Origin of the sequence: Rubrobacter calidifluminis (assembly GCF_028617075.1) — a bacterium.
In the GTDB taxonomy this organism is placed as follows: Bacteria; Actinomycetota; Rubrobacteria; order Rubrobacterales; family Rubrobacteraceae; genus Rubrobacter_E; species Rubrobacter_E calidifluminis.
In genome coordinates, this window is record NZ_JAQKGV010000015.1 from 19,372 (window position 1) to 34,427 (window position 15,056).

14 protein-coding genes are annotated in these 15,056 nt (G+C 68.8%); 11 read left to right on the forward strand and 3 right to left on the reverse strand.

Annotated features, from left to right (window positions below):
• Nucleotides 1-29: 29 nt before the first annotated feature.
• From PJB24_RS12300 to PJB24_RS12315, 4 genes are read left to right on the forward strand one after another with little or no spacing between them, the layout of a single operon-like run.
• Nucleotides 30-2,855, forward strand: a complete 2,826-nt coding sequence (locus PJB24_RS12300) for an aconitate hydratase (protein ID WP_273846313.1) — start codon at nucleotides 30-32, stop codon at nucleotides 2,853-2,855.
• Nucleotides 2,848-3,822, forward strand: a complete 975-nt coding sequence (locus tag PJB24_RS12305; protein ID WP_273846315.1) for a 2-hydroxyacid dehydrogenase — start codon at nucleotides 2,848-2,850, stop codon at nucleotides 3,820-3,822. The genes PJB24_RS12300 and PJB24_RS12305 overlap by 8 nt, the downstream gene beginning before the upstream one ends.
• Nucleotides 3,823-3,882: 60 nt before the next feature.
• Entirely contained in the window at nucleotides 3,883-4,575 is a 693-nt protein-coding gene (locus PJB24_RS12310; RefSeq protein WP_273846316.1) for a GOLPH3/VPS74 family protein, read from the forward strand.
• Nucleotides 4,575-5,363, forward strand: coding sequence for an SDR family NAD(P)-dependent oxidoreductase (locus tag PJB24_RS12315; protein WP_273846318.1), 789 nt, complete (start codon nucleotides 4,575-4,577; stop codon nucleotides 5,361-5,363). The genes PJB24_RS12310 and PJB24_RS12315 overlap by 1 nt, the downstream gene beginning before the upstream one ends.
• On the opposite strand, the gene PJB24_RS12320 is transcribed toward PJB24_RS12315, so the two are convergent.
• Both PJB24_RS12320 and PJB24_RS12325 read right to left on the reverse strand, forming a co-directional pair.
• Complete coding sequence (locus tag PJB24_RS12320) at nucleotides 5,360-6,046, reverse strand: SdpI family protein (protein ID WP_273846319.1); 687 nt, start codon at nucleotides 6,044-6,046, stop codon at nucleotides 5,360-5,362. The two genes, PJB24_RS12315 and PJB24_RS12320, sit on opposite strands and share 4 nt — an antisense overlap.
• On the reverse strand, nucleotides 6,024-6,329 hold the full coding sequence (locus PJB24_RS12325) for a metalloregulator ArsR/SmtB family transcription factor (protein ID WP_273846321.1): 306 nt from the start codon (nucleotides 6,327-6,329) through the stop codon (nucleotides 6,024-6,026). The genes PJB24_RS12320 and PJB24_RS12325 overlap by 23 nt, the downstream gene beginning before the upstream one ends.
• 83 nt (nucleotides 6,330-6,412) lie before the next feature.
• On the opposite strand from PJB24_RS12325, the gene PJB24_RS12330 reads away from it, so the two are divergent.
• From PJB24_RS12330 to PJB24_RS12340, 3 genes are all read left to right on the forward strand, one after another.
• Nucleotides 6,413-6,643 (forward strand): PLD nuclease N-terminal domain-containing protein, encoded by a 231-nt coding sequence (locus PJB24_RS12330; protein ID WP_273846322.1) that lies wholly within the window; start codon nucleotides 6,413-6,415, stop codon nucleotides 6,641-6,643.
• Between the two features lie 209 nt (nucleotides 6,644-6,852).
• Nucleotides 6,853-8,160 (forward strand): 3-deoxy-7-phosphoheptulonate synthase, encoded by a 1,308-nt coding sequence (locus PJB24_RS12335; protein WP_273846323.1) that lies wholly within the window; start codon nucleotides 6,853-6,855, stop codon nucleotides 8,158-8,160.
• A 44-nt stretch (nucleotides 8,161-8,204) separates the two neighbouring features.
• On the forward strand, nucleotides 8,205-9,701 hold the full coding sequence (locus PJB24_RS12340; protein WP_273846324.1) for an outer membrane protein assembly factor BamB family protein: 1,497 nt from the start codon (nucleotides 8,205-8,207) through the stop codon (nucleotides 9,699-9,701).
• 7 nt (nucleotides 9,702-9,708) lie between these two features.
• Here the strand turns inward: PJB24_RS12340 and PJB24_RS12345 are convergent, their stop codons facing one another.
• Nucleotides 9,709-10,386, reverse strand: coding sequence for a metal-dependent transcriptional regulator (locus PJB24_RS12345; protein ID WP_273846325.1), 678 nt, complete (start codon nucleotides 10,384-10,386; stop codon nucleotides 9,709-9,711).
• 170 nt (nucleotides 10,387-10,556) lie between these two features.
• On the opposite strand from PJB24_RS12345, the gene PJB24_RS12350 reads away from it, so the two are divergent.
• Genes PJB24_RS12350 through PJB24_RS12365 form a run of 4 tightly spaced genes read left to right on the forward strand, consistent with a single transcriptional unit; the run spans nucleotide 10,557 to nucleotide 14,946 of the window.
• Nucleotides 10,557-11,810: an Nramp family divalent metal transporter gene (locus PJB24_RS12350; protein ID WP_420541940.1), complete on the forward strand. Its 1,254-nt coding sequence runs from the start codon at nucleotides 10,557-10,559 to the stop codon at nucleotides 11,808-11,810.
• A gap of 21 nt (nucleotides 11,811-11,831) precedes the next feature.
• Nucleotides 11,832-13,199 (forward strand): MFS transporter, encoded by a 1,368-nt coding sequence (locus tag PJB24_RS12355; RefSeq protein WP_273846327.1) that lies wholly within the window; start codon nucleotides 11,832-11,834, stop codon nucleotides 13,197-13,199.
• 20 nt (nucleotides 13,200-13,219) lie between these two features.
• Nucleotides 13,220-14,419 (forward strand): N-acetylglucosamine-6-phosphate deacetylase, encoded by a 1,200-nt coding sequence (gene nagA, locus PJB24_RS12360; RefSeq protein ID WP_273846328.1) that lies wholly within the window; start codon nucleotides 13,220-13,222, stop codon nucleotides 14,417-14,419.
• Nucleotides 14,416-14,946 (forward strand): macro domain-containing protein, encoded by a 531-nt coding sequence (locus PJB24_RS12365; RefSeq protein WP_273846329.1) that lies wholly within the window; start codon nucleotides 14,416-14,418, stop codon nucleotides 14,944-14,946. The genes nagA and PJB24_RS12365 overlap by 4 nt, the downstream gene beginning before the upstream one ends.
• The last annotated feature ends 110 nt before the right edge of the window (nucleotides 14,947-15,056 follow it).

Sequence of the window (15,056 nt, forward strand, 5' to 3'; positions counted from 1 at the left end):
AGTTTGACATCGCAGAAAGGCGGGAGGCGATGAGCGTAAAAGACTCTTTTGGCGTACGCAAGAAGCTTGCGAGCGACTCCGGAGAGGTCGCCTACTACAGTCTGAAGGAGCTGGATGAGAAGGTCTCCGGGGACGTCTTCTCGCTGCCGTTCTCGCTCAGGGTGATCCTGGAATCCCTCGCGCGGGAGTGCGGCGGCAAGTTCGTCTCCGAAGAGGACGTCGAGACCCTGGCCTCCTGGCCGGATTCGGTCGGGGAAGAGCTCGCTTATCTGCCGGCGCGGGTTGTGATGCAGGACTTCACGGGCGTTCCGGCGATCGTGGACCTCGCGGCGATGCGCAGCGCGATGAAGGCCGTCGGGGGCGACCCGAAGAAGATCAACCCGCTCATCCCGGTCGACCTGGTGATCGACCACTCGGTCCAGGTCGACGCGTTCGGGACGCCGCTGGCCTTGCGGATCAACGCCGAGCGCGAGTTCGAGCGCAACCGCGAGCGCTACGAGTTTTTGAAGTGGGGCCAGCAGGCCTTCGACAACTTCAGCGTGGTCCCGCCGGCCACCGGTATCATCCACCAGGTCAACCTGGAGTACCTCTCGAAGGTGGTGCAGGTGCGCGACGGGGTGGCCTTCCCGGACACCTTGCTCGGCACCGACAGCCATACCACGATGATCAACGGCCTCGGGGTGCTCGGCTGGGGCGTGGGCGGCATCGAGGCCGAGGCGGTGATGCTCGGCCAGCCCTACTACATGCTCTCCCCCGAGGTGATCGGGTTCAAGCTCACCGGGGCTCTGGGCGACGGGGTGACGGCGACCGACCTGGTCCTCACGGTGACCGAGATGCTGCGGGCGCACGGGGTCGTCGGCAAGTTCGTCGAGTTCTACGGCGAGGGGCTCTCGAAGCTGCCGCTGCCCGACCGGGCGACGATAGCGAACATGGCGCCCGAGTACGGGGCGACCTGCTCGTTCTTCCCGGTGGACGAGGAGACGTTGAAGTACCTGCGGGGCACCGGGCGCGAGGATCTGGTGGACCTCGTCGAGCGCTACACCAAGGAGCAGGGGCTCTTCCGCACCGACGAGACGCCGGAGCCGCGCTTCTCGGAGACGCTCGAGCTGGATATGGCGACCGTCGAGCCGAGCCTGGCCGGACCCAGGAGGCCGCAGGACAGGATCCGGCTCTCCGAGGTCAAGTCGAACTTCCGGCGGGCGCTGGCCGAGATCACCGGCGCGACGAACGGGCACGCGAACGGGAGTGGCACCCAGAAGGACGCCCCGATCGAGGAGCAGTCCGCCGAGTCGTTCCCGGCGAGCGACGCCCCGGCCGACGCGGCGGGCGTTACCGGGGAGGGCGAGCCGGAAGCGCACCCCTCTTCGGGCGGCGAGGAGGCCGATCCCGGCGGGACGGTCACCGTCACGCTCGATGGCGAGGAAGACAGGATCGGGCACGGATCGGCGGTCATCGCCGCGATAACGAGCTGCACCAACACCTCGAACCCCTCGGTGATGGTCGGGGCGGGGCTCCTGGCGAAGAAGGCGGTCGAGAAGGGCCTCTCGGTCGCGCCGCACGTGAAGACGAGCCTCGCGCCGGGCTCGAAGGTCGTCACCGAGTACCTGGAGACCTCGGGGCTCCTGGACTACCTGGAGAAGCTGCGCTTCGACGTGGTCGGCTACGGGTGCACCACCTGCATCGGCAACTCCGGGCCGCTCCCCGACCCGATCCACGAGGCGATCGAGGAGAACGACCTGGTCGTCGCGGCGGTCCTCTCGGGCAACCGCAACTTCGAGGGCCGGATCAACCCGGACGTGAAGGCCAACTACCTGGCCTCCCCGCCGCTCGTGGTCGCCTACGCGCTCGCCGGGCGGGTGGACATAGACCTGGAGAACGAACCCCTCGGGCACGACGGCGACGGCAACCCGGTCTACCTCAGGGACATCTGGCCCTCGCAGGAGGAGATCGCCCGCGAGATCGCCGGCGCCCTCGACCCCTCTCTCTACAGGGAGCAGTACGCCGACGTCTACACCGGCAACGAGCAGTGGAATGCGGTCGAGGTGCCCTCGGGCGAGCTCTACGAGTGGGATCCGGACTCCACCTACATCCAGGAGCCCGCGTTCTTCAAGGACCTCAGCCCCGAGCCCGAACCCCTGAAGGACATAGAGGGGGCGCGGGTTCTGGTGAAGGTCGGCGACTCGGTCACCACCGACCACATCTCCCCCGCCGGGGCGATCCCCTCCAAGAGCCCGGCCGGGCAGTACCTGATCTCCAAGGGCGTCGAGCCGCGCAACTTCAACTCCTACGGCTCCCGCCGCGGCAACCACGAGGTGATGGTGCGGGGGACCTTCGGCAACATCCGCCTGAAGAACCAGCTCGCCGGCGGCAAAGAGGGCGGTTACACCGTCCACCTGCCCGACGGGGAGGAGACCACGATCTACGAGGCCTCCGTGCGCTACCAGGAGGAGGGCGTGCCGCTCCTGGTCATCGCGGGCAAAGAATACGGCACCGGCTCGAGCCGCGACTGGGCGGCCAAGGGAACCTTCCTGCTCGGGATAAAGGCCGTCATCGCCGAGAGCTTCGAGCGCATCCACCGCTCCAACCTGATCGGGATGGGCGTCCTTCCGCTGCAGTTCACGGACGGGGAGAGCGCCGATTCACTGGGCCTCACCGGCCGCGAGACCTACGACATCCTGGGCCTCGAAGACCTCTCGCCGGGCAAGGAGCTCACCGTGCGCGCCACCACCGAAGAGGGCGAGACCAGGGAGTTCCGGGTGAAGGCCCGGGTCGACTCTCCCGTCGAGGTCGAGTACGTGAGAAACGGCGGCATCCTCCAGACCGTCCTGCGCCAGCTCCTGAAGGAGGATGGCTGAGCTGCCGCAGAAGGTCCTGGTAGCCCGCAGGATCCCCGAGGTCGGGCTGGACCTCCTCTCAGGCCTCGACGTGGAGGTTCTCTCGGAGGAAGATCCCCCGCCGCGGACGGCGCTCCTTCGCGCCGTCCGCGGCGCCTCGGGGATTCTCACCACGCTGACCGAGCGGGTCGACGCGGAGGTGCTCGACGCCGCGGGACCCTCGCTCGAGGTCGTCGCGAACATGGCCGTCGGCTACGACAACATCGACGTCGCCGCGGCGGAGAAGCGCGGCGTGATCGTCACCAACACCCCCGGCGTGCTCGACGAGACCACCGCCGACACCGCGTTCATGCTCATGCTGGCCGCCGCGAGGCGGCTCGGGGAGGCCGAGCGGATGGTCCGGGCCGGGAGGTGGCGCCACTGGGGTCCGGAGCTCCTCGTCGGCCTCGACGTGTGGGGCAAGACGCTCGGCATAGTCGGGATGGGGCGCATCGGACAGGCCGTCGCCCGGCGCGCCCGGGGCTTCGGTATGAGCGTCCTCTACACCGCCCGCAGCAGCAAGGCGGAGGCCGAGCGCGAGCTCGGGGCCCGGCGGGTGCACCTGGAAGAGCTTCTGGCAGAGAGCGACTTCGTCTCGCTGCACGTCCCGCTCACCCCGCAGACGCATCGTCTGATCGGCTCTAAGGAGCTCCGGAAGATGAAGAGCACCTCCGTGCTCGTCAACACCGCCCGCGGTCCCGTGGTGGACGAGGAGGCGCTCGCGGAGGCCCTTGCAGAGGGCCGCATCTTCGCCGCCGGACTCGACGTCTACGAGAACGAGCCCGGGGTGCACCCGAAGCTCCTGGAGCTGGAGAACGTGGTGCTCGCCCCGCACATCGGCAGCGCCTCGATTGAGACGAGGAACAGGATGGCCGAGATGGCGGCCCGCAACCTCCTCGCCGTCCTGCGCGGCGAGGAGCCGCCGAACCCCGTCGTCACCCGGCGATGAGGGCTCCGCAGCGGGTTTTGTAGTAAGATCTTGCGATCCTGTTCGTGACCGGGAGGGACTATGCTCACCCTGGCCGAAGAACTCTTGCTTCTCGCCCTCGACGACGAGAGCGGCGCGGTCGAGCCCGCGGTCTCGGGGTCGCTGCAGTACGGGATCGCCGGGGCTCTCCTGATGGAGCTCGTGCTCGCGGGGAGGCTCGGGATGCAGGATGGCCGGCTCGTGACGCTGGACGAAACCCCTACGGGCGACGGGCTTCTGGACGAGGTCGCCGGGATGATACGCTCCGGGGAGCCGCGCGAGCCCGGGTTCTGGGTCGAGCGTCTCGGCCGGAGGGATCCGAAGGACGCTCTGCTCCCTCGTCTGGTCGAGAAGGGGATACTCCGGCGCGACCGGCGGCGGGTGCTCTGGCTCATCTCGAGCGTTCGCTACCCGACGCTCGACGGCCGGCCGGAACGTGACGTCAGGGAGAGGGTGCGGGAGGTCGTCTTCGGCGGAGCGGAGCCGCTGCCGCGCGACGCGGCGCTCCTCGGCCTGATCAAGGCCTGTGACCTCGTGGACGTGGTCTTCCGCGCGGGAGAGCGGGAGCGGGCCCATGAACGGCTCGATTCTCTGACCAGGGGTGAGTTGATCGGCCGGGCGGTGAGCGGGGCCGTGAGACAGGCGCGGGAGGATGACTTCTTCGCGGCCCAGGCGGCTGCGGCGGGTGCCGTCGTCTCCGCCACCTCCTCGTGCTCTTCGGGGGGATCCTGCTGATGAGGGGGGAGATCCCGGTCGCCGTCGTAACCGGCTCGGGGCGCGGGATAGGCCGGGCCACGGCGATCGAGCTGGCCCTGCGCGGCTACCGGGTGGCGGCGAACGACGTGCGCGAGCCGGAGGCGACGCTGGACGAGCTGCGCAGCCTCGGGGCCGGGGCCATGGCACTCCCGGGTGACGTATCCGAGGAGAGCGACGTCCGGAGGATGGCCGCGAGCGTCCTGGAGCGTTTCGGGCGGGTGGACGTGCTGGTGAACAACGCCGGGATCAGCAGGATCGTCCCCGCCGAGGAGACGACGCTGGCCGACTGGAGCCGGACGCTCGCGGTGAACCTGACCGGTCCTTTCCTGATGTGCCGGGAGTTCGGCCGGGTGATGCTGGAGCGGGGCTCGGGCAGCATCGTCAACGTGAGCTCCGTGGCCGGGCTTCTGGGGGTGGCGGACCGGGCGGCGTACAACGCGAGCAAGCACGGCCTCGTCGGCCTCACCCGCACCCTCGCCGCGGAGTGGGGCGGGCGCGGCGTGCGGGTGAACGCGGTCTGCCCCGGATGGGTGAAGACGGAGATGGACGCCGAGGATCAGGCCGGGGGCGGCTACACCGACGCGGACATCGAGGGAAGGGTGCCGATGGGGCGCTTCGCCTCGCCCGCGGACGTCGCGCGGGCCGTCGCGTTCCTCGCCGAACCGCGCGAGAGCGGCTTCGTCAACGGCCACACCCTCTCAGTCGACGGCGGCTGGTACGCCGACGGGAGCTGGGAGAGCCTGCGCCGCCGCAAGCAGGGCCGCTAGTCGCCGCGCGGAGGTCTCTTCCATACGGGAGAATCTCTGTCCGGGTCGGCCTTCCAGACGCGGTAGGAGTAGACGAGGGGCACCGCGACGCAGACGAGGACTGTCGGCCCGATCGCGACCGCACCCGCCGCGGGGTACACCAGGCCCATCCCCATCAGCGCCAGTCCGGCGAGCACGAAGAGCCATCCCCCGAGGCGGTGGGTCCTGACCCACGAGCGCCTGCTCGAGAGCGTCCACGGCGTTCGGATGCCGACGAACCAGTTGGGCCTCACCTTGCCCAGGAAGTTGCCCAGCACCACGAACAGCATCCCGAGCACGACCGTGATCGCCCGGGAGAGGGAGAGTTCGTAGCCCAGATCCCACGCGAGCATGAACCCGTAGACGAGGGTGAGCAGGATCACGACCGCGTAGCGGAAGACGAGGTAGACCCCCCCGAAGGCTTCGTAGCTCTCCCGCAGGGGGTCGACCCGCGGCAGGAACCTCATCAACAGATAGACGCCCAGCGTGATCAGCGGGAGCAGGAAGAGCCCCTCGAACCTGCCCCCGTACCCGTCCGGCTTCCCGGAGAGATCCCAGTGCACCGGTACCCGGCCCGGTACCAGCTGCCACGCCCGGGCCCCGGCCGCGAACATCGCCGCGACCAGGACCAAAAGCGGCAGCTCAGTCCGCCAGCCCGTACGCATCCCGGACCTTCCTCGTGCCCTCTTTCCCCACCCCGAAGAGCTCCATCACCGCCCCCACGATCTCCTCACAGACGGAGACGTTCAGGCTGTAGACGATCGTCGTCCCGTGCCGCTCGGCCACGACCAGGTTCGCCTCCCTGAGCACCCTCAGATGTCCCGACATCGTCGAGGGCGCCACCCCCACCCGCTCCGCAAGCTCCCCCGCGCTCAGATCACCCTCCCCGAGCAACCGCAGAACCTCCCGCCTTCTCGGATCCCCCAGCGCCCTGAATGTACTGTCCACCTCGCTCCTTTTTCGTTGTTTCGCCAAACAACGAAATAATGTTATCATGCCGGGTGTCGATCTTCGGAAGAGAGGAGGCTACCGTGGCCGGGAAGAGGCGCTGGGGGGAGCTGAGCCGGGGGCAGCGGGCGGCGATTGTTCTGGCGGGTACGGTCGAGCTCGGGCTGAAGGTGGCGGCGCTCGTGGATCTTTACCGGCGCGAGGAGAGCGAGGTGAGGGGGCCGAAGGCCGCCTGGGTGGTCGCGCAGGCGGTGAACTTCTTCGGGCCGGTGGCGTACTTCGCTTTCGGGCGCCGGAGCAGTTTTGACCGGTAGGGTGTGGGCGGGTAGAATGCCGGCCATGATCGCCGGTCACGGGATGAACGTGCGCTTCTATTACTTTATCCGGCGGGCCCTCCGGAGGGACGGGCCGGCCGGCGGGGTTCACCCGGCTTAACCGCGGTCGGTTCGGCGGAAGATTCGGAGGGCGGAGGCTCCTGGAGCCTCCGCCTTTCGTTTGGGAGAAGACGGAGGGAGAAGAGGAGATGGTGATGAGGGAGATGCTCGTCCTGATGCGGCCCGGGAGTTCGCGGGCGCAGGCGGAGGCCGTGCGGGCGCAGGTCAGGGAGGCGGGGCTCGAGGCCGGCATGTTCCCGGGGACGGGGAGGATCGCGGTGTGGGTGGAGGGAGAACCCCCGGACGGGCTCGAGAGGACACTCGAGTTGCTGCCCGGGGTGGAGGAGGTACTCCGCGCCGACGGATCCGCGGGCACCAGCGACCTGCGCGTCACGGGCATCCGGCCGCTCTTGCCTCCGGCGATCCTCTCCGAGCAGCTCCCGCTCTCGGAGGGGCAGGCCCGGAGCGTCGGCCGGGCGCGGGAGGAGATCGTGCGGGTGCTCGACGGCTCGGACGACAGGCTCATCGTCGTGGTCGGGCCCTGCTCGATACACGACCCGGAGGCGGCCCTCGACTACGCCCGGAGGCTCCGGGGGATCGCCGACGAGTTGCGGGAGGAGCTCCTCGTCGTCATGCGGGTCTACTTCGAGAAGCCCCGGACGACGGTGGGCTGGAAGGGCCTCGTCAACGACCCGCACCTCGACGGGAGCTTCGCGATCAACGAGGGGTTGCATCTGGCGCGCAGATTGCTGCTGGAGATCGCGGAGCTCGGGCTCCCGGCCGGGTGCGAGTTCCTCGACCCAATCTCCCCGCAGTTCTTCGCCGACGCCGTCGCGTGGGGTGCGATCGGGGCGCGCACGACCGAGAGCCAGGTGCACCGCCAGCTCGCCTCGGGGCTCTCGATGCCGGTCGGCTTCAAGAACGGGACCGGGGGGAGCGTCAGGATCGCCGTGGACGCCGTCCGGGCCGCCGCCCACCCGCACAGCTTCCTCGGGGTGACCCGTCAGGGGCTCGCCGGGATCGTCACCACCCGCGGCAACCCGGACTGTCACGTGATCCTGCGCGGCGGCAAGAACGGGCCCAACTACGACGCGAAGAGCGTGGAGGGCGCGCTCGGGGAGCTGCGCGGCGCTGGCCTGCCGCCGCGGGTGATGGTCGATGCGAGCCATGACAACAGCGGCAAGGATTACCGGCGCCAGCCGCAGGTGGCCAGCGCGCTGGCGGAGCAGGTCTCCGGCGGGCAGCGGGGCATCGTCGGGGTGATGCTCGAGAGCTTCCTCGTCGACGGCCGGCAGGATCTCGACGCCGGGAAACCTCTCGTCTACGGCCAGTCCGTCACCGACTCCTGCATGGGGTGGGAGACGACAGTGCCGGTTCTGCGCGAGCTCGCGCAGGCCGTCCGCGCCCGGCGGAAGAAACCGGATGCGCCGGCCGCCGGGGCCTGGGCCACGACGTGATGTAGACTCACCGGTAGCCAGAGCGAGAGGAGCCTGCGGTTTTCGTGAAGGGATGGAGCACGGCGCTCCTGGTTTTGCTCCTCGCGGCCGTCGCGTGCGGCGGGAACCAGGGTGCCGGGACGCGGACGAAGGCGGCGCCGGACCTCGCCTCGACCCTGCCCGCCGCGGAGAAGGTCGACTGGGTGCGCTTCGGCTTCAGCCCCGATCGCAACGGGGTCAACCCGCACGAGAGGCTCATAGACCGCAAGAGCGTGGGGAGGCTGCGCAGGATCTGGCGGGCGAAGCTCCCCGACGTCGCCGACTCCTCCCCGGTGCTGCTGCACGGCGTCAGGGCGTCGGGGAAGGAGCGCGACGTGCTCTACGCGACGCTCGAGAACGGTTCGCTCGTCGCGCTGGATGCCGCGAGCGGCAGGAGGCTCTGGCTCCGCAGGACTTCCGGACCAAAGATCACCACCTCCTCGCCCGTCGCCGATCCCGCCCGCTCTCTCGTCTTCTCCTACGGGCTCGACGGCAGAATCCACCGGTACAGGGCTGCGAGCGGCAGGGAGATCGAAGGCAACGGCTGGCCGGCTCCGGTCACCAGGATGCCCGAGACCGAGAAGGGCTCCTCGGCGCTCAACGTAGCGGACGGGTGGGTGTACGCGACCACGAGCGGCTACCTCGGCGACGCCCCGCCATACCAGGGGCACGTCGTGGCGGTGAACGAGAGGACGGGAGAGGAGCACGTCTACAACAGCCTCTGTGCGAACGTCCGGCATCTGCTCTCGAACGGGGAGTGCGACTCGCAGCGCTCCGGCATCTGGGGCCGGGGCGGGGCCGTCGTGGATCCGGCGGACGGAAGCGTCTACGCGGCGAGCGGCAACGGTCCCTACGCCCCCTCCCGCGGCGACTACGCGGACAGCGTGCTGAGGCTCGCGGCTCCCGGTCTGCGCCTCGTCGATTCCTACACCCCGGAGAACTACCGGAAGCTCGAGGCGCAAGACCTCGACCTCGCGAGCGCCTCCCCCGCGGTCCTGCCCCGGATACTCCGGAGCAGAACCCCATATCTGCTGGTGCAGGGCGGCAAGGACGGAAAGCTGCGTCTGATCTCCCGCGGGAACATGAGCGGGAGGGGCGGTCCCGGTCACGTCGGCGGAGCGCTTCAGACCATACGCTCCGCTGGATGCGCCACCTTCACCCAGCCCGTGGTCTGGAGGAACGGAGGCAGGCTGCGCGTCATCGTCGCCGGCACCTGCGGGATGGCGGCCTACCGGGTGGCGACCGATGCGGGCGGCCGCACCCGCCTGCGTCTGGAGTGGAAGAAGGACTACAGGACGACCACGCCGGTCGTCGCGGGCGGGGTGCTGTTCGCGGCCTCGGACGGAGACCTGCTCGCGCTCGACCCCACCAGCGGACGCCTCCTGTGGTCGAGCGAACGGAAGGGTGCGGGCGGGACCATCGGGGACATCCACTGGGAGAGCCCCATCGTGGCGAACGGGAGAGTCTACGTCTCCGACGAGTCCGGCACGATGAGCGCCTACGGACTGCCCCGCGGGAAGTAGGGCACCTTCAGCTGTCGGCGCGCACGAAGATCGAACGCGTGAGCGGCTCACCCAGGGTGTGTACGGATCCGTCCTCCCCCTCGACCGTCACCACCCCGTCCACCCCGCGTACCTCCAGCACCCTGATCGCCGTGCCGGGTACCAGCCCTTGCTCCCCGAGATAGGCGAGCACGGCTTCGTCGCGCTGGTCCACCCGCGAGACGCGAACCTCTTCCCCCTCTTCGACGTCGCGCAGCGGCTTGTTCCGGTCCGGCTCCAGCATCCCTTCGGGGGTCGGGATGGGATCTCCGTGCGGATCGTGCGCCGGATGCCCGAGGTACTCCGCCAGACGCTCGGTGAACGTGTCCGAGACCGCGTGCTCGAGCCTCTCCGCCTCCTCGTGTACCTCGTCCCACGAATACCCCAGGTGCTCCAGGAGAAAAGTCTCTATCAGACGGTGCCGCCGGACCAGCCGCATCGCCTCCCTCTTTCCCCGCTCCGTCAAAGACGCCCCGTGGTAGCGCTCGTGCCGGACCAGCCCCATCTCCTGTAGCCGCACGAACATGTTCGATACCGAAGCAGCAGAGACCGAGAGCCGCTCCGCCACGTCCTTCGTCGAGGCCGCACCGGTGCCGGCTACCTCCCACACGCTCTTCAGATAGTCCCCGACCGAAACCGAGGGCTGGGTTTGCGAATTCGTATTCATCGGCGTCATCGTAAATGTTAGCCCAGGACAGCTCTTTTTCCAGAACCGTCTTCCCTTGACGGTTAACGCGAGCTGATAGTAATATTAGCCACGGCTAAATTCAAGGCGTAGATGGAGAGGCGTGTATTTTGAGCGGTAGGTCCGAGGAGCCTTTGCTGCGGGGCGAGGAGATGGTGGCGCGGGCTGCCCACGCCTCGCTCGAGGGGGGCAGGAAGGGTTTTCTGAGGAGACTGTGGCCGTTTCTGGGACCGGCGTTCATCGCGGCGGTTGCGTACGTGGATCCCGGCAACTTCGCGACGAACGTCTCCGGGGGGGTGAGCTTCGGGTACACGCTTCTGTGGGTCATCCTGGCGGCCAACCTGATGGCGATGCTGGTGCAGGCGCTTTCGGCGAAGCTCGGGATCGCGACGGGCAGGAATCTTCCGGAGGTGTGCCGGGAGAGGTTTCCCCGGTCGGTGACGGTCTTCCTCTGGCTGCAGGCGGAGGTCGTGGCGGTGGCCACCGACCTGGCGGAGTTCGTGGGGGCGGCGATCGGGATGAACCTGATCTTTGGGCTACCACTGTTTCCTTCGGGGCTCATAACGGCGGCGGCGGTCTTCGCTTTACTCGCGCTTGAGAGACGTGGGACGAGGACGCTCGAGGCTGGGATAGGCGTTCTCGTGGGGGTCATAGTCGTCGCATTCGCGCTGGAGGTGTTCTATGCCAGGCCGAATCCCGCAGCCGTTCTCCGGGGGGCTTTCGTGCCAGGCTTCTCCGGGAACGGGAGCGTGCTGCTCGCCGCCGGGATCCTCGGGGCGACGGTCATGCCGCACGTGATATATCTTCACTCCGCGCTGACCCAGCGCCGGATCGTAGGCCGCACGAGCGAGGAGAGGCGCAGGATCTTCCGCTTCGAGCTGATAGACGTGATCGTCGCGATGGGGATCGCCGGGCTGGTCAACGCCAGCATGATGGTGGTTTTCGCCGCGCTCTTCCACGGTCGGGGGGGAGTGGGGGGGAGCATAGAGTCGGCCTTCCACGGCCTGGCGAACGTCGAGGGCGAGGCGGTGGCGGTCATCTTCGGCGTAGCGCTTCTGGCTTCGGGGCTCTCCTCCTCCTCGGTCGGGACCATGGCCGGTCAGGTCGTGATGCAGGGGTTCATCCGGCGCAGGATCCCGCTTTTCTTGCGCCGGGCGATCACGATAGTCCCCTCGCTCGTCGTCATCGCGCTCGGCGTGGACCCGAGCTGGGCGCTGGTCATAAGCCAGGTCGTCCTCTCGTTCGGGATACCCTTCGCGCTGGTTCCCCTCCTGATTTTCACCAGCGACCGCAAACTCATGGGGCCCCTGGTGAACGGGAGAACCACGACGGTGGCCGCGGCGGTCGTCGCCGGGCTCATCATCTGCCTGAACCTCTTCCTGCTCTACAGGACCTTCATCGGGTAGCGGCATATAATCGCTTCCACGATGGACTTGCGCACACCGGCGGCCACCGTCCCCGGCCGGCGGGCCACCTGGCCCGTCGTGATCGCCTGGGCGCTCTACGACTTCGCCGGCACGATCTTCTCCGTCTCGATCCTGAGCGTCTACTTCCCGCTGTGGCTCGGATCGGAGCTCGGCGCCGGGGCGGACACCGTCAACTACGCCGCCGCCGGGAGCGCCCTGCTGGTGCTCCTCCTCTCGCCCTTCCTCGGGGCCGTCTCGGACCTCGGCCAGCGCCGAAAACCATACCTCGTCGTGTTGGTGTCGGTCTCGGTCGTCCTCACCGCATTGCTGGGCGTTTCTGAGGAGGTGGCGGTGATCGTGGCGCTCTTCGTCGCGGCGAACTTCTGCTACCAGTCGGCGACGGTCTTCTACAACGCGCTCCTGCCCGGCGTCTCGGCCGGGCGCGGGACCGGGAGGGTGAGCGGTTACGGTACCGCGCTGGGCTACGTCGGCGCTATCTTCGCGCTCCTCTTCCTGCAGCTCTTTGTCGGCGACGCCTCAGCCGTGAAGGAGCTTCTCGGCCCTCTGGGATGGTGGATCGGGACGGGCGCCGCCCGCAGCTCGAACGCGTTCGTGCCCACCGCAGTTCTGTATCTGCTCTTCAGCCTGCCGGCCTTCTTCTTCGTACCGGACCCGAAGGTGCGACGGCCGATGGACGTACGCCCCCCGGCGGTCTACCGGGACGTCATCACCACCATCCGGAACCTCCGGTCCTACCCCGGGGCCGGGACGTTCATCGCCGCCACCGTGCTCTACACCGACGCGGCGAACACCGCCGTCTCCAACATGGCGCTCTACGGCCGGGAGGTCTTCGGGATGAGCTCGGGGGGGATACGCAACCTGCTGCTCTTCTCCACGGTGTTCGCCATCGTGGGGTCGGCCGGCTTCGGGCACCTCTCCGACCGTGTGGGGCCGAAGCGGGCGCTCGTCGTGGTGCTCCTGCTGTGGCTGGTCGCGATAGCTCTGGCCGCGGTCGCGCCCGGTCCCCGGGTGCTCCTCCTCGTCGGGCCGGTCGTCGGGATCGCCCTCGGCGCCACCTGGACCGTGAGCCGGGCGATGCTCGTCGCGCTCGCCCCGCCCGAGAAGACCGGGGAGTTCTTCGGGTTCTACAACCTCGCGGGGAGGTTCTCCGCCGTCGCTGGCCCCGCCCTCATAGCGCTCCTTCTGGACGCCTTCGGTGGCCTCGGGGCACCCTCCTACCGCATCGCCATAGGGGCGCTCGCGATCGTGGTGCTCGCCGGGCTCTATCTGCTCTCCCGCACCCCCGACGTGCGCCCGGCTTCTGCCCCGGCGTCCCGCGCGTCACGGGAGGTTGAGACCCCGGAGGATAACTGGGAAGATGGACCGTGATGCCAGGGGGAGGCGAGATTTTGCCGGATAGAGAGCCCGCCGGGCGCATCGCCCTCAGGGGGAGGGTGGTGACCGACTACGAAGTCTGGTCCGAAGGGACGGTCCTCATCGAGGGCGGCGCGATAAGGGAGTTGAGCCGCGAGCCGCTGGACCCCGGTGAGGTGAGGGATTATGGAGACTCCCTGCTCGTGCCCGGCTTCGTCGACCTGCAGGTCAACGGAGCCTTCGGCGTTGACGTCGCCTCCTCGCCCGAGAGGATCGACGAGCTCTCCCGGCGGCTGCTCGCCACCGGGACGACCTCCTACGTGCCGACCGTGATCTCCTCTCCGGAGAGCCTCTACGAGGAGACCCTGCCCGTCCTCGCCGAAAAGGTCGCGCGCCGGGGCGGGATGGCCGAGCCGCTCGGCATACACCTGGAGGGACCCTTCATCAACCTGAGGCGCCGGGGGGCGCACGCCGCCGCCCACATCGTCCCTCCAGATCCCTTACTCTTCGCCAGACTGCTCGAGCTCGGCCCTATCAGGATGGTTACCCTCGCCCCGGAGCTCGAGGGGGCGCAGGAGCTCATCAAGACCGCCCGTAGATACGGGGTCGTCGTCTCGGCCGGGCACTCGGACGCCTCTTTCGAGGAGGCCTACAGGGCCCTCGACGCCGGGGTTCTGGCGCTCACCCACCTGTTCAACACGATGAGCCGGATGCACCACCGCGAGCCCGGTCTTCCCGGGGCGGCCTTCGCTCATCCGCTCGCGATATGCGGGCTAATCTCAGACGGCATCCACATCCACCCGGAGATGGTCGCGCTCGCCTTCCGCATGCTCGGCCCCGACCGCATCTGCCTGGTCACCGACTCTACGGCGGCGACCGGAATGGGGCCTGGGGAGTACGCGCTTGCCACCCGCCGCATCTACCGCGAGACGAACGTCACCCGGCTTGGAAGCGGCGCGCTCGCGGGGAGCCTCCTGACCATGGAGGAGGCCTTCCAGAACATCCTCGCCTTCACCGGGTGTACCCTGCCCGAGGCGGCCCGCATGGCCTCGACCGCGCCGGCGCGTCTGATCGGGGAGGGGCGGCGCAAGGGACGGCTCGCCCCGGGTTACGACGCCGACATCACCGTGCTCAGACCCGATCTCTCGGTGGAGGCGGTCTGGAAGGGGGGAGAGCTCTCCTACGTCGACAGGACCGGCAGGACGCTCGGGAACGGAGGAGGTGAGGGATTTTGAAACGCGAGGTCGACGGCGTGACGATAGAATGCGTCCGGGGAGACATCACGCGGCAGCCGGACGTGGAGGCCATAGTGAACGCGGCCAACGCCCGGCTCACCACCGGTGGCGGGGTGGCCGGGGCGATCCACCGCGCAGCCGGCCCGGGCCTCGAGGAAGAATGCCGCCCCCTCGCCCCGATAAGCCCCGGCGAGGCGGTCATCACCGGCGGCCACGACCTCCCCAACGCCCACGTCATCCACACTCTGGGCCCGGTCTACGGCTCGGACCACCCGGAGGCTGAGCTTCTCGCGAACTGCTACCGCAACGCTTTACGCCTCGCTGACGAGCACGGTATCACCTCCATAGCCTTCCCCGCCATCTCGACCGGCGTCTTCGGCTACCCGGTCGAGATGGCGGCCCGGGTGGCCATCGGGACCGTGCTCGATGAGGCCCCCGGGCTCCAGAACGTACGCCTCATACGCTTCGTCCTCTTCGGCGAGCAGGACCTCGAGGTCCACGAGCGAATTCTCGCCGCGGGAGGTTGAGCACCAGGGCCATTGTGCCGGCGGCAGAGACCGGGAGATCCATTGGCAGTCCGAGCATGGACACGCTCACCGCCCTCCCGGGCGTCTCACGGGGTGCGTCCCCGGTCCTC